Raw genomic sequence first — 22,176 nt, 5'->3', positions numbered from 1 at the left:
TCAGCGCCCAGGAGCGGCCGTCGGAGCGGCGGTGTCGGCGAGCAGTTCGGCGACGACGTCCTCGGCCCGCCGCTGGTTCAATTCGGCGTCCGGGGTCAGCACCAGCCGGTGGCACAGCACCGGAAGCGCCACGTCCTTGACGTCGTCCGGGGTCACGAAATCGCGGCCGTGCGTGGCCGCGAGGCCCTGTCCGGCGCGGATCAGCGCGATGCTGCCGCGCGGGCTCACGCCGTAGCGCACGGCCGGATGGCTGCGGCTCGCCGCGGCGAGCCGGACCGCGTACGACACGACCTCCGGCGCCAGGTACGCCTGCCGCACGCGGGCGATGACCTGCTGCACGTCCTCGATCCGCAGCACCGGCCGCAATTCGTCGGCGGTGACGCCCGCGCAGTCGCCCATCACGACCATCACTTCCGCGTCGTGGCTCGGATAGCCGACCGACAACCGCATCAGGAACCGGTCCAGCTGCGCCTCGGGCAGCCGGTAGGTGCCCTCCATCTCGATCGGGTTCTGGGTCGCCACCACCAGGAACGGCCGCGGCACCGGCGTGCTGACCGCGTCGACCGTGACCCGGCGCTCGGCCATCGCCTCCAGCAGCGCCGCCTGCGTTTTCGGGGTGCCGCGGTTGATCTCGTCGGCGAGCACCACGTTGGCGAAGATCCCGCCGGGGTGGAACTGGAACTTCTCGGCGTGCTGGTGGTAGACCATCACGCCGAGGATGTCGCCGGGCAGCAGGTCCGGGGTGAACTGGATGCGGTTCCACCGGCCGCCGACGCTGGCCGCGAGGCACCGCGCGAGCGTGGTCTTCCCGACCCCGGGCACGTCCTCGATCAGCAAGTGCCCCTCGGCGAACAGCGCCGCGACCGCCATCCGGACGACGTCCGGGTGGCCGCGCAGCACCGTCTGCACGTTGTCGGCAATGAGGTCGTAGGCCGCTTTCGGCGTGAAGCTCACGTTCGCCCTTCTCATGAAGTGGTCGGAGTGCCGGTCCAGCTGTCGTTCGCCGAACCCGCCGAATTCCGGATCGTAGCCTTGATCGTGATCGCCCCCATCCAGACCACGTTGGAAATCGTGAGCTGGGTGGTGCCGGAACAGGACTTCGCGGGCGAAGTCGCTCCCATGAACGAGGCCTGGCAGGTGGCCGCGCCGCCGTTGGGGTCCGCGTCGACTGTCACGATCAGCGCGTTCGTGCTGCGCACGCTCGTGATCTTCACCGACGGCGGGCCGGACGCGAGAGTCGCCCGCGCCGAACCGGGACTGCCGGTGAGCTGCCCCGAGCCGTACGAGGTGATCGCCCGGACCGTGAAAGTGATGGTGCCGCTCAGACCCTGGAAGCTGGTCGACGTCCCGGACACCGACCGGTCGCCCTGTCCGGACGCGCTGACCGCGTAGTGGTCGAGGTCCGCGCCGTGCAGGTCCGGCGTCGTCCAGCTCACCGAGACCGCGCCGTTCGACCCGACGGTCGCGGTGACCTTCGGCGCCTCCGCGGCACCGCCGGGCACGATCGAGCGGGAACTGGCCGCCGCGCCCCGGCCCGCGGAGTTTTCCGCGGCCACGCTGAACGAATAGGACTGGCCGTTGGTCAACCCGCTCACGGTGACCCGCGACCGCGCACCGTCCACTGTGGTCGAACCGCCGTCCCACGACACCACATACCGGGTCACGCGGGAACCGTTGCTGGGGGCGGACGTCCACATCACCGTGGCCGAACCGGTGCCCGGGGTCGCGCGGACGTTGCGCGGCGCGCCCGGCGGGGTCGGCTTCGCGACCGGCGGAGGCGGATTGTCCCGCTGCGCGGGCGGACCCGGCGGACCCGGCGGCGCGGGTGGCTGGCTGCTGGGCGTGGTTTCCGGCTGCGGCGGCGGGGTGGGCTTCGGCTGGGTCTTCGCGCTGACGTCCACATCCGCGGCCACGCCGTTGCCGCCGTCGACGACGACCATGTGCGAGCCGTCGTGGTTGTCGACGTAGATCCGGTGGTCCTGGCCGAGCGACAGCCGCGCTTCGCCGCCGCCCTCGGGCACCGCCTTGCTGCTCTTCAGCGCGCCCTTGCTGTCGTAGGTGCGCACCTCGTGCCGAGCCTGGTCGACCACGGCGACGGTGTGCGACGTCGCGACCGGGCCGGCGTAGTGGCCGCCCTTCTCCAGCGGTACCGAAACCGGCCGCGCGACCGGACGGCTCTGCAGCAGGCCGGCGGCGTCGATCAGGTGCAGCTGGCCGTGATCCGGGTCGACGACGGCGAGCCGCCCGTCGACGTCATCGCTGGCCACCTGGACGGTCGCGGGCAGCGAGAGCCCGATGTCGGCCGGGTCGCCGAGCCCGTTCGCGCCGACCGAGCGGAGCACGCTGGCCGTCGTGTCGAGCACGACGGGACGGTCGCCGACGATCGAGAGCGACGCGTCGTGTCCCTGCGGCAGCTGTGCGGGGCAGGTCAGGAGCGTGGCGCCGCGCGGGAGGTCGCAGATCGAGCCGTTGTCGATGCGATGCACCCAGACCGTGCCGTCGGACGTCGTGACCGGCGCGGACAGCGGTCCGCCTGCCGGGGCGGTCGCCGCCGGGTCGCCGAGCCGCGCGATCTGCCCGGCGTTGCGGTACACGAGGTACGGGCCGCCCGTGACCTCCAGCACGACCGGTTCCTCGGCGGCGGGCGGCGCTTTGCTGCTCTCGACGCCGAGCGTCGACTTGCTGAACTCGGTGATCCGCGTCCGGTCGACGACGTAGCCCGAACGGCCGCCTTGCGCGACCGGGCTGCCCGCCTCCGCGCCGGGGACCGCCGCCTGGGCGTCGACCTGGCCGGTCGCGCCGTCGACGTGCACCGCCGACTGCGACGAGGTGTTGTAGACCCAGTGCCCGGCGTCGGCGAACTGCATGTCCGCGGGCAGCGAGGCGTGCCCGGTGACGGCGATGCCGACCACGGCGAGGGCGGCGACAACGACCGTACCCAGCCGGAACATGGCGGCGCGCCTCGCGCGCGGCGTTTCTGTGGTCACCGGAGGACCGTAACGGGGTCGGCTACAGCCGAGATACATCCGGAACCCATGCCCGGACGCTAGAGCACGCCGTTGAAATCCTGATTAAACGAGCTGTCACGGAAACCTCAGCTTCTCCCCGCGACCCTGTCCGGGACGTGAGGAGAGCTGCCGTGACCCATCCCGGCGAGGCACATCCCGGCCGGCGCGCCAGCGCCCCCGCGCGAGGAGTCCCGGAGCCGATGCCGCTCGCCCGGCCGATCGGCCAAGGCCAGCGGATTCCCGTGCCGGCGGACGCGCAGGCAGCGGCCCGCAGCGCCGCGCTGGCGGCGCTCACCGCGGCGAGAGCAGCGGCTCCTCCCCCGGCGGCGACCTACGCCCAGCCGTGGCGTCCGGTCGTCACGACCCCGCCGCCGGCTCCAGCGCACCTGCCCGCGGAACGACGTCGCCGATGGGGCGCGCTGCAGATCGTCTGCGGGCAACTGGTGCTGGTGGCAGCGGTCCTTGCGATCGGCAGGCCGTGGCCGGTGGCGGCCACGATCGGGCTCGGCGCCGCTGTGCTGCTGGCCCTGACGGCACTGCGCTACCACGGCCGCTGGGGCTACGAATGGCTGTCGCTTTCGGTCGGTTACGCACTGCGCGACCGGGAACGCGAACTGGCCGACGCCGACGAGACCGGCCGTGCCCTGCTGCGCACCCTGTCACCGGAGGGTTCCGGACATCCCGGGCAACTCGGCGACGATCCGGTGTTCCTCTTCAGCCGCACGGACGGGATCAGCGCCGTCCTGCGCCCGGATTCGCTCCCGCCGACCCCGATCCCCGGCCCCGAAGCGCTGCTGCCGCCCGCCGAACCGGGCACCGGCTTCGCCGCCCAGGTGCTCTACCACGCAGGCGTCGACCGTCGGCAACCACCGCGGATTTGGCTTGCGCTGCAGGCATTGCGCACCGTCGAGCGATACGAGGACGATGTGGTGCGCCAAGCGCTGGCCAACGCACTGAGGCGCGTGCAGCGTCGCTTGCGCCGCGACGGCCTGCCGACGACTCCGTTAGGAGAGCCCGAATTTCTCGGCTCGATCGCTTCGCTCGCGCACGTCACCGCGGGGCGCACCCAGGTCCGGGAGCAATGGCGGCTTTGGCACAGCGGCACGGTGTCCCAGGCGGCATTCCGGCTGGACGGCTGGTCTGCGCTCCCGCCAGCGACTACTCCTCGCTTGATCCACGCTGTGCTCGGCGCGACGTCCCAGACCGCGGTGACGCTCTCGCTGAGCGCCCGCCGCTCGGCCGGAGCGCCCGAGGTCACGGCCGCGGTGCGGGTCGCCTCCCCTAACGCGGCGGCGGTCGAGCAGGCGGCCCAGGTGCTGGCCCGGCTCACGGCGGAATGGGGCCTCCGGCTGGACCGGCTCGAAGGCCGTCAGCACGACGGGTTGACCGCCACTTTGCCGCTGGGGTCTTTCTGCTGAGTTTCAGTTCCGCAATTCCCGGAAAACCGCCCTTTTCCCGGTCTCCGTCGCTAATCTGCGTTTCCACCCTGATTGCGTACGGAGAACGACACGATGAACGCCCCCGCTTTGCGCGATTCCCCGGCGATACGCCCGACAACGGCCGCCGCGGCCGCCGCGTTCGGCACCGTCGCCAGCGTCCTGATCGGGACTCCGGAACCGCTTTCGCCCTTCGTGGCTTCGGTTACGCCGACCGGGTGGAGCGGCGGGGTCGTGCTGGCCCAGATTGTCCCGATGATCGGGATTCTGGTCGCGGTTTTCACCATTCGATGGTGGCCGTGGACATTGCTGGCGGGCACCGTCCTCGCCATTCCTCGCACGCTCGCTCCGCTGCTTCCGGACGGACTCGGCGCGCATCCGTCGATCGGAGTAATCGCGAGCGTCGGCGCGCCGATGGTCCTGATCGCCGTGCTCGGCGCGGCCCAAGAGCTGCACCAACGCGGCGCGCGGAAGACCGGGCTTTCGCTGACGGGGCTGGCGCTCGGATGCCAGATCTTCGCCGCCGCGCTCACCGGCGTCCGGTGGCTCTCGCTGCCGCTGGGCGGAGATTTCTGGCGGGTCGCGCTCGGCGTGCTCGGGATCGTCGGGGCCGTGCTGGCGGTTGTCGGCCAGCGCTTCCGCCGCAACGACAGCGCCTGGCCGGAGCCAACCGCACCCGGGCCGCGTCTCGCGGTCGCGGCGGTCTGCGCGGTGCTGCTGCCCATGCTCGCCAGCCTGGTGGACGACAGCCTGGTCAGCCGGACGCTCGGGGTGTCGCCGAGTTCGCTGGCCCGGCACCCCGGGGTCGCCCCGACCATCGCCGGACTCGGGGTGCTGGTCCTCGCGGTCGCGATCACCGCGGTCGCCGGGGCTCGGGTGTTTTTCGGCGTGGCGACCATGGCGCTGGTCCAGCTGGGCGTCGCCGGCCCCCTGCTGCTGGCCCTGTACGCGACGGTGGCCGACCCGATCCTCAGCTGGATCGCGGCGGCCGCCGGTGTCGCCGCCGGATGCTGGGCCGCGGCGACCCGGTGGCGGGCCCAGTTCGCCGTCGGCGCCGGGGTGCTCGCGGCGTTGGTGTTGTGCGTCCTCTCGTTCGCGACCGACGGAAAGCCGGAGAAGATCATCGACCATCAGGCTTCGGCGGCCGGGGCGCTCCTGCTGGCGGTGCTCGCCGCGACCGCCGCGGTCATGGTGGCGACTGCCGCCCCGATCACCGTGCCCGGCGCGCTCCCCGCCTCCTTCGGCCCGATCACGTCAACGGTCATCCTCGGCGGCGGCGCGGCGCTCGTCGCTGCCCGGCTGCACGAGGAGGACTCCAGCACCGGCGAGCTCGCTCCAGCGCATCACCTTGGGCTGAACGCGACGCTGCTGTTCCTCGCGGCACTTCTGGTGGCGGGGTTCGCCGGGCTGCAAGCGCTCCGGGCGGCACAGCAGCCTGCCGCGCCGTCGGAGGTTGGGCCGTCCGCGGAGGGAGCCTGACACTGCCGCACCCACGAACCTCGGCGTCCTTTATGGACGTTCCACACCAACCGCTCCCAAGCCGTCCATCCGCAGCGTTCAGCCGTGCCACGACCCCCACAACGCCGCATAAGTCCCCTGTGCGGCAAGAAGCTCGTCATGACTGCCGAGTTCAGTGAGCCTGCCATGCTCCAGCACCGCGACCCGGTCCGCGTCGTACGCGGTGTGCAGGCGGTGCGCGATCGCGATGACCGTCCGGCCCTCCAGGACCGCGGCCAGGGCTCGTTCGATCCGGCGCGCCGCGTTCGGGTCGAGCATCGCGGTGGTCTCGTCGAGGATCACCGTCCGCGGGTCGGCCAGCAGGACCCGGGCTAGCGCGATCTGTTGTGCCTGGGCGGGATCGAGCGAAGGGTCGCCGCGGGCCGGGTCGCCGAGTTCGGTGTCCAGGTCGTCCGGGAGGGGGCGGGTCCAGCCGACGGCGTCCAGCGCCGAGGCGAGCCGGGCGTCGGGGGCTTCGGGGGCCGCCATCGCCAGGTTGTCCCGGAGGGTTCCGACGAAGACGTGGTGCTCCTGCGTGACCAGCAGCGCCCGGCCGGGGGCGAGCCGGTGCACGTCGACGCCTCCCAGGGTGATGCTGCCCGTTCGCGGGGTGTCCATTCCGGCCAGCAACCGGGCGAGCGTGGACTTGCCCGCGCCGGACGGGCCGACGATCGCCAGCCGTTCGCCGGGGCGCACGGTCAGGTCCAGGTCGTGGAGGACGTCGGCGGCGCCGTGGTAGGCGTAGCGCAGGGCCTTGACCTCGATCCGGTCGTCGACGGGCACGGCCCCGGCCGGCTCGTCATCGGCGGCGGCTTCGGCGACGCCCTTGATCCTGGCGAGGGAGGCACCGCTGCTTTGCAGTTGCTCCAACCAGAACAGGACGTGGTCGAGCGGATCCACGAGCTGCCACAGGTACAGCCCGGCCGCGATCACCGCGCCCAGGCTGACGAGCCCGGCCCGGTGTGCGGTACCGCCCCCGACGAGGATCGCCGCGACCGGGATCGAGTGCGCGAAAACCGTTCCGGGGATGAACACTGTCCGCAGCGACAACGTCCGCATCCGGGCGGCATACGAAGCGGAGATCGCGCGTTCCGCGGCGTCGATCCGCTGCTGCTGCAAGCCGAACACCTCGACGGCCCGGGCTCCTTCGGCGGTCGCGGCCATGGCGTCGGCGAGCGCGGAGTTGGCCTCCCCCTCGGCAAGGTAGGCGGTGCGAGACCGGTTGAGATACCACCGGGTCACGCACCACATCAGCGGAATCCCCGCGAGCGCGCACAGGCCGAGCAGCGGATGCAGCGCGAAAACGGCGCCGAGGATGAACACCGCTTGCACCACCGAAACGAACAGGTCCGGGACCGCGTCGCGCAGAGTGCCGCCGGCCTGCGCGACGTCGCTGGACCCTCGCGTGATCAGATCTCCGACGCCCGCGCGTTCCACCACGGACACCGGCAGCGCGAGCGTGTCGTCCACGAATCGCTCCCGCAGGCTGGCCAGCGACCGTTCCCCGAACCGGAACGCCGCGTACCGCGCGAACCGGGTGACCAGCATCTGCGCCACCGCGAAGGCGACGATCGCGACGGCCAGTAAGTCCACAGTGGACATTTCCGCGCCCGCGGTGACCCGGTTGACGATCTCGCCGACCAGCCACGGGGCGGCGAGGCCGAGCGCGGCCGCCGCACAGTTCAGGACGACGATCACGGTGACGGCGCGCGGGTCGGCGCGGAGGAGCCGCAGGGCCTCGTGGCGCACTGCGCGGCTGTCCGCGACCGGCAGCGACACACCGCTCACACCGCACCTCCGCGAGCGACCAGCGCCTGGTAGTCAGCGACCCGGGCAAGCAAATCCGCATGCGAACCCGCGGCGACAACCCGCCCGTCGCTCAAGAAAGCGACCCGGTCCGCCTTTGCCAGCAACAGCGGCGACGTGGTCACCACCACCGTGGTCCGCCCCTGCCGCGCCGCCCGGAGCCGGTCCGCGATCAGCGATTCGGTATGCGCGTCCACCGCCGCCGCGGGATCGACCAGCAGCAGGACGTCCGGATCAGCGAGCACGGCACGCGCCAGCCGCAGCCGTTGCCGTTGGCCGCCGGACAGGCTCCAGCCCTTTGCGTCCACTGTGGACGAAAGGCCGGAGGGCAGCGCGGCCAGCACATCTTCCGCCGCCGCGACCTCCAAAGCCGCCGCAATCGCGGCGTCATCCCGTTGCGCGGCAAGGGTTTCGCGCAGCGGCCCGGCGAACAGGTACCCGTCGACGTCGCTCAGCACAACCCGGCGCCGGACCTCCGCCAGCGAGACCGCGCTGAGGGGAACCTCGCCCCATCGGACGTCCGAGTCCGTGAGCCGGGCGAGCCGTTCCAGGACCGCGGCGGCCTCGGCCGTCGTCGAAGGCGCGAGCACCAGGAACTCCCCCGCGCGCACCTCCAGCCCAGAGGCGCGATCTGTCATCGGCGCCTGCCCCGGCGGGCCCGAAAGCGCACCGGGGCGCGAGGTGACCTCGGGGCGCAGCAACAGGATCCGCACCACCCGCCGCGCGGCCACCAGACCAAGACTGATGTCCCCCGCGCCCTCGATGAAGTACGAGACCGGCACCACCAGCACGGCCACATACCCGTACACAGCGACCAGCTCGCCGATCGTGATCTCCCCCGCCGCGGTCATTCGCGCCGCGATCCACGTGACCGCGCCCAGGAACAGCGCGGGCAGCCCGACGCCGAGCGCCTGGATCCAGCTGATCACCGCGCCGATCCGGTTGCCCTCCGCGCGCAGCGCCTGCGACGCACCGCGGTAACCGCGCGCGAACCGGTCCTTTCCGCCGATTCCGCACAGGATTCGCAGTCCTCCGGCGATATCGGCGGCCCGGGTCGTCAGCGCCGCCTCCTGCCGCCGGTACTCGGTCTCCACGTGCTGGAGCCGCCTCAGCAGCGGTCCGGTGAGCACGACGAGCAGCGGCACCCCGAGCAGGACCACGAGCGCCAGCGTCGGCGACACCGAGAACAGCAGCACCGCGACCACCGCGAACGCCACGACGCCGCCGAAACCGGGGCCGGTGACCGTCAAAGCCCAGCTGATCCGCATGACGTCGGTCGCCGAGATGCTGACGACCTCGCCCGCCGAAACCTTCCGCGGCAGGGTCGCGCCGACCTCGACGGCCTGGCGCGTCAAGGCCCGCACGGTGCGGAAGGAAGCATCCATCCGGACCTGTGTCATGGTGCGGTGCCGCACAGTCTCCAGCGTCGCATTGACCGCGCCGATGCCCACGATCGCGGCGGCCCAGCCCAGCAGCGCCGCCGTGCTCCCGCCGCGCAGTCCCTCGTCGACGGCGCGCGACAGGAAGTACGGCGGCAGCATCAGGCAGCCCATCCACGCCGCGCTCACCAGCCCGCCGGACAGCACCCGGCCCGGCTGGCACCGCACCAGCCACCACAGGTAGCGGCCGGGCCCCCGGGTGTCCGGGTCAGCCACCGGCGCCGTCCTGAACCGTCACCAGTCCCTTCGCCACCAGAGTGTCCACAGTGGACGGCAGTTCGCCGGCGCGCGCGTCACCCTCGGCTAACCGGCGCAAGACCTTCTCCTCGTTGTCCCCCAAGGGGAGCACGCGCGAGTGGTTGCGGTCGAGGGCGATCGTGATCGCCAGGTGAGACTTTTCGAAGCCCGCGTGAGAGGACTCGGAGTCGTCGAAGTGGACCGCACCGGAGTTCGCGACCACCACGCGGTGCAGCACGACACCGTCGGCCAGCGACAGTTTCGCCTCGGCGGGAAGCGGATCGGCCGCTTCGCCACCGCCGTCGAAGAACTTCCGGAACGCATTGGGACCGAACCGGGCGGTGTAGAGGATGTCCTCCGGCACGTCGATCAGCGCGACCTCCGGGTAGAGCCGCTGGATCCGCTCGGCCAGCCCGGTCGAGACGCCGGTGTCCTCCTCGTAGTCGAGGTGGTACCAGCGGCGCGCCGGGTCGTCCTTGACGGTGATCCCGTACACCTCGGGCTCGTCGGCGATCGGCGCGCCCTTGAGCAGCCGGAACGTGCCCGCGTCGGCGCGGCCGATCACGTGCCGGTGGTCGCGGACGAACCGGTAGGTGTCCTCCGCCTCGGCCGCCGTCTCCGACGGGAAGTCGCTGAACACCCCGGCTTCGACGGAGATCCCCGCGGTGTGGCACATCTCGAGGATACCGGCCATCCGCTGCGGGGTCGTGCCCTTGTCCATCGCCTTGAGCACGCGTTCGTTGGCGCTTTCCAGTCCCATGTAGAGCCGCACGCACCCGGCTTCGCGCATGGTCGCGAACACTTCCGGGGTGAAGCCCTTCTCGAAGCGGGCGACGCCGTGCCAGCTGATGTCGGTCTGCCGTTCCAGCAACGCCTCCGACAGCGACCGAAGGTGAGCGGGCAGCATCACGTCCGCCTCGAAGGAGAACACGTCCTCGCCGGTCGACGCGACGACGGACGCCACGTCCTCCGCGATCAGTTTCGGCGAACGCATCCGGTAGGGCGCGATCTTGATGAAGGCGTAGTTGCAGAACGCGCACCGGTTGAAGTAGCAGCCGCGCGTGGGCATCATGCAGATGACCCGCTTGGGCGCGAAGTAGTCGTTCAGCGGCAGCATCGTGAAATCCGGGGCGGGCAGCCAGTCCAGGTTGAGCTGGTAGGTCGGGTCGAGCTGCTCGCGGACCGCGCCGCCGGCGTAGCGGACGATGTTGCGCACCGAGGCCGGGTCCCGTTCTCCGGCAAGGGAATCCGCGAAGTGCAGCAGAGTCTCGTCGGCCTCGCCGACCAGGAACGAGTCGAGCCAGCGGCCGAACCGGGCGTCGGCGGTGAGCACCTCGCGTCCCCACGTGATCACCGGCCCGCCCGCGGTGACGTGCACGCTCGGGTCCTGCCGGCGGATCTCCTCGGCGAGCAGGAACGCCGGGATCAGCTGCGAGAAATACGGCACGGAAAGGCCGATCAGCCGCGGTTTCCGCGCCAGCAGCGACGGGACGGCAACGTCACGGAAGTAGCCCGCGAGCGGCCCGGTCTCGGTGTCGACCGCGTGTGCGACCTCCTCGTAGCTGTCGTAGGCCGCCTGCGAATAGGAGTACTTGCCGAACCGCGATTCCGGCTGTCCCGCCGTGATCAGGTCGCCGGCGAGATGGAAAATCCGCTTGGCGTAGAGCAGTTTCGCCGGATCGTAGAAGTCGGCCGGATCCCGCAGGATCCGCCGGGATTCGGCGATGTTCGCGACGACTTCGGCGGCCCCGCCGTCCGCCGCCGCCGCGAGCGGTTCCGGCCGCAGCAGGTGGTCGAAGGCCTCCAGGTTGAGGTCGCGGAGTTCGACCTCGTCGTGCCCGCCGCGCCGGAGCACCGCGCCGAGCAGCGGCAGCGCGCCGTGCGGCAGCGACGGATCCGCCGCGGGCGGGAAGACGAGCGTTACCGGGAGGCCCATGACCGCCCTCCTCGTGTCTGGGCTCGGTTCCGGCGGGCGCGGGCCCGCCGGTCGGCCGCTTCGAGTGCCGTGTCCGCGGCCTGGCCGTCCAGGAACGCCGCGAACGCGCGCACGGTGGGATAGCGGAACAGGTCGACGAGCCGGGCGCGGCTGCCCCACTGCCGCTCGATCCGGCCGTGCAGGACCGTCAGGGCGAACGAGGTCCCGCCGAGGTCGAAGAAGTTGTCGGCGACCCCGGCCGCGCGCCCGTCCAGGACCTCGGTCCACAGCCGGACCAACTCCCGTTCGGTGTCGGACCAAGTACCGTGCTCCGCCGCTGGCACCTCATCCGCCGGGGCCTCGCGGATTCCCTGGCTGAGCGAGGTGTCCAGCGAGGGTTTCTCGCCGGTCGTCACCAATGCGGTGATCCATTCGAGGTACGCGGCGAGCAGCCGGTCGATCCGGTCAGGCTCGTACAGCGCGCGGTCGTAGAGGATTTCGACGCCGAAGCCGTCCTCGCGGCGCTCCACATAGACGGTCAGGTCGAACGCGGAGCCGGGCTGTCCGGCGGGCAGGGTTTCCGTCGCGACGCAGGGAAGGACGACCTCGCCGGGCGCGAACCCGTAGACGTTGAACAACACCTGCACCAGCGGACCGCGAGTGGATTCGCGGGGCACGCGCAGTTCGGCGACGATGCGTTCCAGCGGTGCGGCGGGGTGCGCGAGGGCGGCCACGAACTCGGCGGCCGCGCCGCGAACTGTGTCGGCGAAGCTCCGCGTGTCGTCGGCGCGGCACCGCAACGGGGCGATCTCGACGAAGAAGCCGACCAAGTCGTGGAAGGCGACGTGGCCGCGGTCGGCGACCGGGGTGCCGACCACGAGGTCGTCACGGCCGGTGACGCGGTGCAGCAGCTCGGCGAAGGCCGCGAACAACACTACCGAGGATGTCGTGTCCACTGTGGACGCGAGTGCCTCGACCGCGGTGGCGACGTCTTGGCCGAGCTGGCCTTTGACGAGGGCTCCGCGGTGCGTTTGCGCTGGTGGCCGGAGGTGGTCGCGAGGAAGGTCGAGGACGGTCGGCGCGTCCGAGAGATGGTCGCGCCACCACTGCAGGTCCTCGGCGGAACGACGCCGGTCGCGTTCGCTCCGCCAGGCCGGGTAGTCGGCGTAGCTGACCGGCAGCGGCGGCAGCTTGCCGGTGTAAGCAGCGGACAGGTCGCGGCAGAACGGCTGGAGCGACCAGCCGTCGAACACCGCGTGGTGGAAAGTGATCGCGAGAACGTGGTCGTCCGGGGCGAGCCGCAGCAGCTTCGCTCGCACCAGCGGCCCGCTCGCCAGGTCGAACGGCGCGGTGGCTTCGGCGTCCAGCGCCGCTTGGAGCTGGTCGGCGGATGTGTCCAGGACCGGCAGCGGGAGTACGGACGGCGGGTCGGCCACCGCTCGGGGTGTGCCGCCGCCGGCCGGGAATCGCCATCGCAGCACCTCGTGCCGGGCGAGGACAGCGGTAAGCGCGGCCTGGAGCCTCGCCGGGTCGACCGGTCCGCGCAGTCTGCGCGCCATCGGCGTGTTGTACGCGGCGGAGCCGGGGGCCAGCTGGTCGAGGAACCACAGCCGTCGCTGTCCCGGCGAGAGCTCTGGCGGATGTCCGGTGGTCAGCTCGATCTCGTCGGTGCGCGCAGCTTGTGCGACGCGGGCGGTGAGCCCGGCGAGGGTGCGGCTTTGGTAGATGTCGCCGACCCCGATGTCTCGGCCGAGTTCGGCGCGCAGGGCGGCGGCCATGGTCATCGCGGTGAGGGAATGTCCGCCGCTGGCGAAGAAATCCTCCCCTTCGCCGAGCAGCCCGTGCCACACGCGGGCCACCGCCGCGGGCAGCGGCTCGTCCGGGGCTCCGGCTGGCTCGTGGGTGCTTTCCACCAGTTCCCGGAGCCGGTTCAGATCGACCTTGTGCGAGGTCAGCAGGGGCAGCTCGGGCAGGCAGAACACCCGCGCCGGGACCATCGCGGCGGGCAGCCGGGCCGCGCAGTACTCCCGCAACGCCGACGGGTCCGCGGTCTCCGGTACGCAGAACGCGACGACCGTGCCGGAAACCGCGTCCGCGACGGCGTGCCGGACCTTCGGATGCGCCCGCAGCGCGGTCTCGATCTCGCCGAGTTCCACGCGCTGGCCACGGATCTTGACCTGACGGTCCAGCCGGCCGAGGAACTCCAGGTCTCCGTCCGCGGTGCGGCGCACGAGATCGCCGGTGCGATACGCCCGCCCGCCGCTGCCGAACGGATCCGCGATGAACCGTTCCGCGGTCAGCCCAGGCCGCCCGAGGTAGCCGCGCGCGAGGCCAACCCCGCTGATCAGCAGCTCGCCGGGGGTGCCGACGGGTACCGGGCACAGCTTCTCGTCGACCACGTGCAGCCCGTGCTCCCCCAGCGCACGGCCGATCGGAATCGGCCGCGTCCACTCGCCGCGAGCATCAAAGGAGGACACCATGACCGTGGCCTCGGTCGGCCCGTAGCTGTTGAGGAACCGGCGGCCCGGCGCGGTCCACCGCGCGACCTGCTCCGGTCCCGGTGCCTCGGAACCCGTCCCGAGCACCGTCAACGCGGGCAGTCCGTGCGGTTCGACTAGCGGCAGCACCGAAACCGGCAGGTTCGCGTAGGAGACCTCGTGGGCGCGCAGGAACTCGTGCAGGCGAACCGGGTCGAGACGGTCGGCCTCGGGAATGAGCGCCACTTCCGCGCCGAACGCGAGTGCGACCCCGATCTCGTGCAACGAGAGGTCGAACCCGCAGGACGCGAAGGCCAGGACACGGGCGTCCCGGTCGAGCCCGACCCACTCGGCGGCGGCTTCCAGGTGTGCGATCAGACCGCCGTGCCCGAGCGCGACGCCCTTCGGTTCGCCGGTGGAGCCAGAGGTGTACATCAGGAACGCGAGGTTGCCCGGCTCGGTCTCGACCGGGCCGGCGTCCTCTGCGGTTCCCTGGCGGAGGCGCGGAATACTATGGTGCGCCAAGGATTTCTCGCCGTCGTCGTCGACGATGACCAGCTTTGGCCGAGCATCGGCGAGGATGGCGTCGCGGCGGTGGCGAGGGTGGGACAGCTCCAGCGGCAGGTACACCCCGCCCGCCAGCATGATCCCGAGAAGGCCGACGATCATCTCCGGCGTGCGGCGGTGGCACAGGCCGACCGGCGTCTCCGGGCCGACACCGCGGGCGCGCAGAGTCGCGGCGAGGCCGGTGGCTGCTGCGGCCAACGCGGCGTAGGTCAGCCGGTGGTCCCATTGGCGGACGGCGATCGCGCCGGGCCGCTGCCGGGCGTGGGCCAGGACCCGTTGCGGCAGAAGGGTCATTCGGCCGCCTCCGGATCCCGCAACTGGACACGAAGCTCCGACAAGTACGTCCGCCCTTCGGCATCAGGCACCCACGCGTGCTCCGGACCCGGCAGCAACTCGGTGAGCGTCAGCGCGCTGTCCTCTCCGGCACGGGCGGCGGCCCGCAGCGCGGAGCAGAATCCCGCGACGTAGACCGGACTGGTGAAGTCGACGTAGAGCGGTTTGCCCTCCGTCGCGAACTTGGCGAAAACCCGTTCCGGCAGGCCGAGCCCACGCCGCCAGCGCCGCACCGCCAGATACCGCGGGCAATGCCCCTCGACCTCGGACAACCCGGTCTCGCCGACGGTCGTCCGCCAGCTCTCCCGGCACACCACCAGCCGGTCCACGGTGATCCGCGGCGTGTGCGGCCGTGCGGTGGCCGAGCGGAACGCGTCGACCGCCCGCATCATCAGCAGTTCGGAGAACAAGTCGAGCACGGGACGGCGGAAACCGGGCCCGTGCACGAGGAGTTCGCCGTCGTGTTCGGTGACGGCCAACGCGGCGATCCGCACCAGCCGACCGGGATCAGCGCCCGGTGCGTCGACGAAGCCGAACTGGCGGTCGCCGTCGTTCTCCAGGCAGCGGTTCACCCGCGCGGTCACGCGCGGCCAAGTGGACGGGAACAACGGCAGCATCCGATCGGAACCGATGTCGTCGCGCAGGTCGGCGCGCAGTCGCTCGGGATCGGGGTGGACGCGGACGGTGACCCCGGAGTCGAACGTCGGCCACGAGACGTGCAGCTCACCGAGAACGGCGAAGAAGTCCCCACGGCGCAAGGCGGCCAGATCCTCCGCGCACAGCTGGAGATCCGGGCTGTGCAACCTCGCCCCGGGCCAGCCGGGCTGGTCAGCGGGGAACAGCGTCTCGACGTCGAGGCTCGCGCTGTCGCACCGGATGTCCTCAGACTGGGTGTCGAGCGCGAACAACGCCGCCCACCGCCGGGAGAACTCCGCCAGCACGGCGGCGACCGGTCCGTCGTCCTGACCGAAGAGGACGCCTCGGGCGAGGTACCACAACTGTCCAAACGGGACGCCCCGGCCGCCGCTGTCCTCAGCCAGATCGGCGTGCAGCCGCATCAGTCCATTGTGGACAGCGGCCGCGAGTTCCGCGGTGAGCCAGCGCGCGAGGTGGGCCATCCGGGTGAGCGCGGGCCCGACTCCGTCCAGCAGCCCGGTGCCGAAACTGAGGTCCAGGTCCCGGATCGTGTCCTCGTAGCACGGAGTCCGGCCCGCGTACATCTCGCCGGCACGCTGCCTCGGCGCGCTGCCGGTCACGGCGGTGACCTCGGCGTCCAGGTCCGCGAGGGCGGTCAGCAACGCGTCGGCGTCGCCCGCTGCTTCGGCCACTCGCGCGCGTGCCCGGTCAAGACGGTCCAGTCCGGCGAGCGCGTCGTGCCTGATCCGCTCGTCGCCGATCGCCTGGATTCCTTGGTGCAGCGCGGATTGGGCGGTGTAGTTCAGCGGCAGATCGATGCCCCACGACACCAGCGAACGGTCGTGCAGGTCGGCGAGCATCCGCTCCAGGTCGGCCCGCGCCGCGAGTGTTCCGTCGAGCGCGGCCAGGACTTCCCGGGCCGGACGGCCGTCGCAGCAGGCGAGCAGTCGCGCTTGCTGCGGCGTGAGGGTCCGGGCGGGCTCGGTGGGGTGCAGCAGCCGGGTCCCGTCGAGCGCGAGGTGCGGCGGCAGGCGAACCGGGAGCCAGGACCGGGTCTCGCGGTCCTCGGCCAGGTGCCGGGCGTAGGCGTCGAGCACCCAGTACTCGAGATGGGTCGCGCGGGCGCGGACCAGGCGCGGGCCGATCTCGGCGGTGACGACGTCCGGCCGGGCGGTGATCCCGGTCCAGCTGACGGGGCCGAAGAAACCGATCGTCTCGGTCTTGGCGCAGTAGCGCTGCCAGTAGCGGGCGAGCAGGTCCTCGTCCCGGCGGCGACGCCGGTTCAGCCGCGCGGGCTCGGTCTCCGCGGCGACCGAATCGGCCACCCGCAGCACCCGCGCGTTCTGCCAGACGAGCGCCTCGCGGAACAACGGGTCCGCCGCGATCTTCGACAGCGCGCGGCTCCCCTGCGCGGCAGCCTCGGCGAACGCCTGCTCAGCCTCGTGCTGGCCGACGGCACCGTCGAGATGCGCGTCGACGATGGCCGCGGCTTCGGAGCAGGTGAAGGCCGCGAGTCCGTCGGCGGGAAAACCGGTGGTGCGGAGCAGGGCCGCGCGCCAGACCTTCCAGTCGCCGCCGGGAACCTCGACGAGGTGCGCGTCAGCCACTGGCGTCGCCCCGCATCCGCGCGACCACGCCCGCCATCGCCGCGACGGTCGGCGCTTCGAACAGCACCTGCATCGGCACCCGGACACCGACCGCGCTGCGCACCTGGGAGATCAGCTGGACCGCGGTCAGCGAATTCCCGCCGAGCTCCGCGAAATCCTCGTCCACGCCGACCTCGGCGATCCCGAGCACGTCGGCCCACACGCGGGCGATGGCGGTCTCCAGGTCGTCCGCGGGCGCGGCGTCGGAGCCGGTCGCCATGATCGCCTCGGCACGCTGGCGGATCCTGGCCAGCGGCACCGCGGAGACGATCGCCCTGGGTCCGAGGTCAGCGCCGAGGAGCCGGTCGAGGAGATCCACGGCCTCCACCGGACGCAGTCCCTCGCCGCCCGGCGCGGCGGGTTTGCTGCTGAGCGCGGCGACGTCGGTGCGGCGCATGACGAAATCGGTGACCGTCAGCACCGGTTCCCCGCGTTCGTCCACAACGGACAGATCAGCGGTGATGACCTCGCCGTCTCGGGCCCCCTGGTAGCGCGCCCAGGCCCACAGCCGCACGGGGAACGGCCGGTGCACGACCAGCCGTCCGTAGCTCAGCGGCAGATACTTGCCCTGTCCGTCGCTGGCCACCGAGGTGACCTCGTCGAGCACCGCCGGGTGGAGCGGCAGCCTTTCGGCCTCCGCCTGTACCGAACCGGGGAGTTCGAACCAGGCCAGCCTGCTCATGCCGTCGGCGGCGTCGGTCGTGTGCCGCAGGCTGCGCCACCTCCCGCCCAGCGCGAAACCGCCCGCCTGCGCGAGCCGTTCGCCGTCGTAGTCCTGACGGCGTCCGCTGTGGCCAGCCCGAATCGCGCGCAGATCGACCGGCTCAGGGCCAGGATCGGTCCACCGTGCCCGGGCCTCGGCATGCACCCCCGCCTCGCTGGCGACTTCGACCCGGTGCTCCCCCGCGCCGGCGCGCACGGTGACCCGGAGGCGGGCGCTCTCGTCGTCGGCGAGCACCAGCGGGCGAACGAACACGAGACCGCCGAGTTCGATCCGGTGGCGCGCCGAGGATCGCGGCACCTGGTCCTCGAACGCCGCCCGGATCAGCTCGACGTGCGCGGCTCCCGGCATCAGGGCGCGGCCTTGGTGACGGTGCTCGTCAAGCACCCAATGCGTTGCCGGGGAAACGGTCCCGCTGTATCCGCCGTTGCCGTCGCGGTGGGTCAGGATCGGGTGGTCCCAGGCCTCGCCGGGCTGGTCGAGCACGCGCTGCCATTCCCGGGGCACCGCAGTCTCGACGGCCATGCCGACCTCCAGCCACCGCCCCCAGTTGACCGACAGCCGCCGCGTCGGCCATCCGCCCGCGGCGCCCGCGCACGCGTCCAGATAGGCGTTCGCCGCGCTGTAGTCGACCTGTCCCGGGGCTCCGGCCAGGGCCGAAGTCGAGGAGCAGAGCACGAGGAAATCCGGGGAGAGATCGCCGAAGGCGGCAGCGAGGAGTCTGGTGCCGAGCAGCTTCGGGCCGAGCACGCGCTCGGCTTCGGCGCGGTCCCACGCCTCGATCATCTGCCCGCCGGCGACGCCTGCCGCGTGCACGATGCCGTCGAGGCGGCCGAACCGTCCCAGGAGGACTTCGCGCACGCGGGCCAGGTCTTCGGCGTCGCTGACATCAGCCGCGACGACCTCGACTTCCGCCCCGGCCGCGCGCATCCGGCGGATCGCCGCGACCGCCCGGCCGATGCGATCGGTCTCGCCCAGCGCGTCCCACTCGTGTTCCGCCGGGAGGCCGTGGCGGCTGGTGAGGACGAGCCGTGCCGCGACCCGCCGCGCGAGGTGCTCGGCGACGGTGATCCCGATTCCTCCGGTGCCCCCGGTGATCAGGTACACGCCGTGCTGCCGGAGCGTCGCCGGGTCCGCTTCGGACAGTTCAGGAACGGGCTGGTGCTCCGGGACCCACCGGCGTCCGCCTCGCAGAGCCACGACCGGATCGCCCGGCGCAGAACGCAGTTCCGCCAAGAGAGCACCGGCGGGACGATCGTCCGGCCCGAGATCGAGGTGGCGGACGCGCAAGACGGGCAGCTCGATCGGAGCGACCTCAGCGAACGCGGTCACCGTCGCGCTGGCCGGATTGACGAGGTCGGCACCGGTGACATCGCGCGCGCCCCGAGTAAGCACGTCCAGCCCGATCGCGCCGCTCGCCCCTGATTGGGCCCGCGGGGTCGCGGCGAGCGCCCGCACACAGGCGATGAGACTGAACAGCCCGCGGTCCTGGGCGCGAAGAGGATCGTCCTCCTCGGCGTCGAGCAGCCAGGCGTGCGCGATCCGCGTCGGCATCCCACCGCGAGCGGCAAGGTCGGCGAACAGGCGCGCGTAGTCGTCCGGTTCGGTGGCGCGGACACAGTAGGGGTTGCCCGGCTCCTCTCCGGAGACGACGACGTCGGCACCACTGCGCCGGAGCGCCGCGACCAGGTCGGTGCCGCGCGGGCCGTCGCTGAAAACCAGCCAGCTTGCCGGCTCTCCGGTCGCTGCCAGCGGCGCGGTCTGCCGCCAAGTCGGCACGGACACCCGGCTGTGGTCTGCCGGGGCGACGGGTTGCGGCGCGCCCGGCGGATCGGGTTCGACGAAGTAATGCGTGCGCTCGAACGGATAGGTGGGCAAGGGCACGCGACGTCCGGGAGCGCCGATGCGGTCAGTGCGCACCGGGACGCCGACCGTCCACAAGCGACCAGCCGCGGCGTACAGAGTCTCGACGTCGCCGCGAGAATCGCCGGGCGTCGGCAGGCTCGGCAGGGCCAGCGGGCCCTTCGACCGTGCCGCGCCACGGGGCCGGATCCGCGCCAGCCCGGCGAGCTGCCGCCCGGGACCGCATTCCACCAACGCCCAGGAACCGTCCGCGAGCAGCCGCTGCACGCAGTCGCCGAAGCGGACGGTGTCGCGCAGCTGCCGGACCCAGTGTTCGGGATCGGTGGCCTGGTCCGGGGTGATCCAGTCCCCGGTGCGGGTCGAGAGGTAGGGCCGGCTCGGGCGGCGCGGCGACACCGCCGAGACCTCGGCACGGAAGTCCGCGAGAACCCCGTCCATCAGCGGAGAGTGGAAGGCATGCGAGGTACGCAGACCGCGGTTCTGGATCTTCTCCGCGGACAGTTTCGCGGCGAACTCTTCGACCGCTTCCGCAGGCCCGGCGACCACGCAAGCCCCCGAACCGTTGACCGCGGCGAGCGACAGGTCGGCGGGCAGCCATTCGCGGAGCCGGTCCTCGTCCATCGAGACGGCCAGCATGGCCCCCGGCGGTGCCTGCTGCATCAGCCTTCCGCGCGCGCACACCAACCGGACCGCCTCGGAGACGGTGAACACTCCGGCTTCGGCAGCCGCCACGTACTCGCCGACGGAATGGCCGATCATCGCCTCGGGCTCGACGCCCCACGACCGCCACAACCGGCTCAAGGCGTAGCCGACAGCGAACAGCGCTGGCTGCGCGAACTGGGTTTCCTCCGGGCGCGCCGCGAGCAGCTCTCGCAGGTCGCCACCGAGTTCGTCCCGCGCCAGCTCAAGACATTCGTCCAGTGCGGACCGGAAGACCGGTTCGGCGCGGTGCAGTTCCTCGCCCATGCCCGGGTACTGGCTGCCTTGGCCGGAGAACAGGAACGCGACCTTCGTGGCGGGATCGGCGACCGCTGCGGTCGGCCGAGCCAGCGCGCGGACAAGGTCTTCGCGAGTCCGCGCGACCATTGCGGCGCGGTGCGGATGCTCGTCGCGCCCGGTGCGCAACGTGTGGGCGATGTCGGTGAGACTCAGTCCTGAGGATTCGGCCACGTGCTCGGCCAGCCGCGTCGCCGCCGTCTGCAGGGCGCTCTCGGTCTTGGCGGACAACGGAATCAGCGCGACCTCCCCCGCTTCGGACACCGGCAGCTCGGGCGGTTGTCCAACCACCAGATGCGCGTTCGTACCGCCGAAGCCGAACGAACTCACCCCCGCCCGGCGCGGCCCCGTCGCCTCCCAGGCCCGTGCGACTGTGTTGACCACGAACGGCGAGTTCGCGAAATCGATGTCCGGATGCGGCGCGGTGACGTTCAGCGAAGGCGGCATCAGCCCGTTCGACACCATCAGCGCGGCCTTGATCAGCCCCACGACCCCGGCCCCTTGGCTGAGGTGGCCGATGTTGGACTTGGCCGAGCCGATCGCGCACCGCTGCCCGGCGCGCGGCTCGCGGCCGAAAACCTCGGTCAGCGCGGCGATTTCGATCGGGTCGCCGAGCCGGGTGCCGGTGCCGTGCGCCTCCACGTAACCGATCTCCGCCGGGGTCACGCCGGCCACGCTCAGCGCCTGCGCGATCACCGCAGTCTGCCCCTTCGGCCCGGGAGCGGTGAAGGACACCTTCTCCGAACCGTCGTTGTTGACCGCGTTGCCGAGGATCACCGCGTGGACGTGGTCGCCGTCCTCGACCGCCTCCGACAACCGCTTGAGCACGACGGTCCCGCCGCCGCTGCCCCAGACCGTCCCCGACGCCTGCTCGCTGAACGGCGCGCAATGCCCGTCGCTCGAATCGACACCGCCGACGCGCGGAAGGTAGCCGCGGTGGTGCGGCAGTTCGATGTTGGTGCCGCCAGCCACCGCCAGGTCGCATTCGCCGGACCGCAGGGCCTCGCAGGCGAGGTGCACCGCGACCAGGGACGTCGAGCACGCGGTCTGCACGGTCAGGCTCGGCCCGCGCAGGTCGAGCTTGTACGAGGTGAAGGTCGCGAGGTAGTCCGGCGAGTTGCCGACCATCGTCAGGCCGCGGCCGGCCGACTCCCAGATCCGCCGGTTGCCGCGGATGTTGCGCCAGAGGTAGTCGTCCACGCCGGTGCCGCCGTAGACCCCGACCTCGCCGCGGACCCGGCCCGGCGGATGGCCGGCGTCCTCCAGCGCGGTGTGGCACAGCTCGAGGAACAACCGTTGCTGCGGGTCGGCCAGTTCTGCCTCGCGCGGGGTCATGCCGAAGAACGCCGCGTCGAAGCCCGCCATGTCGTCCAGGACCGGCGCGGCCGGGACGAACGAAGGGTCGTCCAGCTCCTCGGCTGGCACGCCGGCGGCGAGCTGCTCGGCGCGGGTGAACCGCCGGACCGATTCGACGCCTGCGGTCAGGTTGCGCCAGAACTGGCGGACGTCGGCCGCGCCCGGCACCCGGCAGGCCATCCCGACGATCGCGACCGGTTCGACGGCCGGGCCGGGGTCAGCGGAGTCACCGATCGCCATACC

The 22,176-nt window shown here is 72.0% G+C and carries 10 protein-coding genes; 2 read left to right on the top strand and 8 right to left on the bottom strand.

From position 1 onward, the window contains the following. Together ACFXI3_RS01910 and ACFXI3_RS01905 are read right to left on the bottom strand one after the other, a co-directional pair. Complete coding sequence (locus tag ACFXI3_RS01910) at positions 1-954, bottom strand: MoxR family ATPase (RefSeq protein WP_344276253.1); 954 nt, start codon at positions 952-954, stop codon at positions 1-3. Positions 955-965: 11 nt separating this feature from the next. Next, positions 966-2,987: a fibronectin type III domain-containing protein gene (locus ACFXI3_RS01905; RefSeq protein WP_378397451.1), complete on the bottom strand. Its 2,022-nt coding sequence runs from the start codon at positions 2,985-2,987 to the stop codon at positions 966-968. 152 nt (positions 2,988-3,139) lie between these two features. On the opposite strand from ACFXI3_RS01905, the gene ACFXI3_RS01900 reads away from it, so the two are divergent. Then, entirely contained in the window at positions 3,140-4,426 is a 1,287-nt protein-coding gene (locus ACFXI3_RS01900) for a type VII secretion protein EccE (protein WP_378397450.1), read from the top strand. 93 nt (positions 4,427-4,519) lie between these two features. Continuing rightward, positions 4,520-5,923 (top strand): hypothetical protein, encoded by a 1,404-nt coding sequence (locus tag ACFXI3_RS01895; RefSeq protein ID WP_378397449.1) that lies wholly within the window; start codon positions 4,520-4,522, stop codon positions 5,921-5,923. A gap of 78 nt (positions 5,924-6,001) precedes the next feature. On the opposite strand, the gene ACFXI3_RS01890 is transcribed toward ACFXI3_RS01895, so the two are convergent. The 6 genes from ACFXI3_RS01890 to ACFXI3_RS01865 are packed head-to-tail and all read right to left on the bottom strand — an operon-like array spanning position 6,002 to position 22,173. After that, positions 6,002-7,729: an ABC transporter ATP-binding protein gene (locus ACFXI3_RS01890; protein ID WP_378397448.1), complete on the bottom strand. Its 1,728-nt coding sequence runs from the start codon at positions 7,727-7,729 to the stop codon at positions 6,002-6,004. After that, the gene (locus ACFXI3_RS01885) at positions 7,726-9,402 is read right to left on the bottom strand and encodes an ABC transporter transmembrane domain-containing protein (RefSeq protein ID WP_378397447.1); all 1,677 of its coding nucleotides are present in this window, start codon (positions 9,400-9,402) and stop codon (positions 7,726-7,728) included. Before ACFXI3_RS01885 ends, ACFXI3_RS01890 begins: the two co-directional genes overlap by 4 nt. Continuing rightward, on the bottom strand, positions 9,395-11,359 hold the full coding sequence (locus ACFXI3_RS01880) for a B12-binding domain-containing radical SAM protein (RefSeq protein ID WP_378397446.1): 1,965 nt from the start codon (positions 11,357-11,359) through the stop codon (positions 9,395-9,397). The genes ACFXI3_RS01885 and ACFXI3_RS01880 overlap by 8 nt, the downstream gene beginning before the upstream one ends. Next, positions 11,344-14,676: an amino acid adenylation domain-containing protein gene (locus ACFXI3_RS01875; RefSeq protein ID WP_378397445.1), complete on the bottom strand. Its 3,333-nt coding sequence runs from the start codon at positions 14,674-14,676 to the stop codon at positions 11,344-11,346. The genes ACFXI3_RS01880 and ACFXI3_RS01875 overlap by 16 nt, the downstream gene beginning before the upstream one ends. Then, positions 14,673-16,958 (bottom strand): lantibiotic dehydratase, encoded by a 2,286-nt coding sequence (locus ACFXI3_RS01870; RefSeq protein ID WP_378397444.1) that lies wholly within the window; start codon positions 16,956-16,958, stop codon positions 14,673-14,675. The genes ACFXI3_RS01875 and ACFXI3_RS01870 overlap by 4 nt, the downstream gene beginning before the upstream one ends. Next, positions 16,951-22,173: an SDR family NAD(P)-dependent oxidoreductase gene (locus ACFXI3_RS01865; protein ID WP_378397443.1), complete on the bottom strand. Its 5,223-nt coding sequence runs from the start codon at positions 22,171-22,173 to the stop codon at positions 16,951-16,953. Before ACFXI3_RS01865 ends, ACFXI3_RS01870 begins: the two co-directional genes overlap by 8 nt. Positions 22,174-22,176 lie beyond the last annotated feature (3 nt).

Source organism: Amycolatopsis sp. NPDC059235 (assembly GCF_042754125.1).
GTDB lineage: Bacteria > Actinomycetota > Actinomycetes > Mycobacteriales > Pseudonocardiaceae > Amycolatopsis > Amycolatopsis albidoflava.
This window is presented reverse-complemented; position numbering and strand designations above follow the sequence as displayed.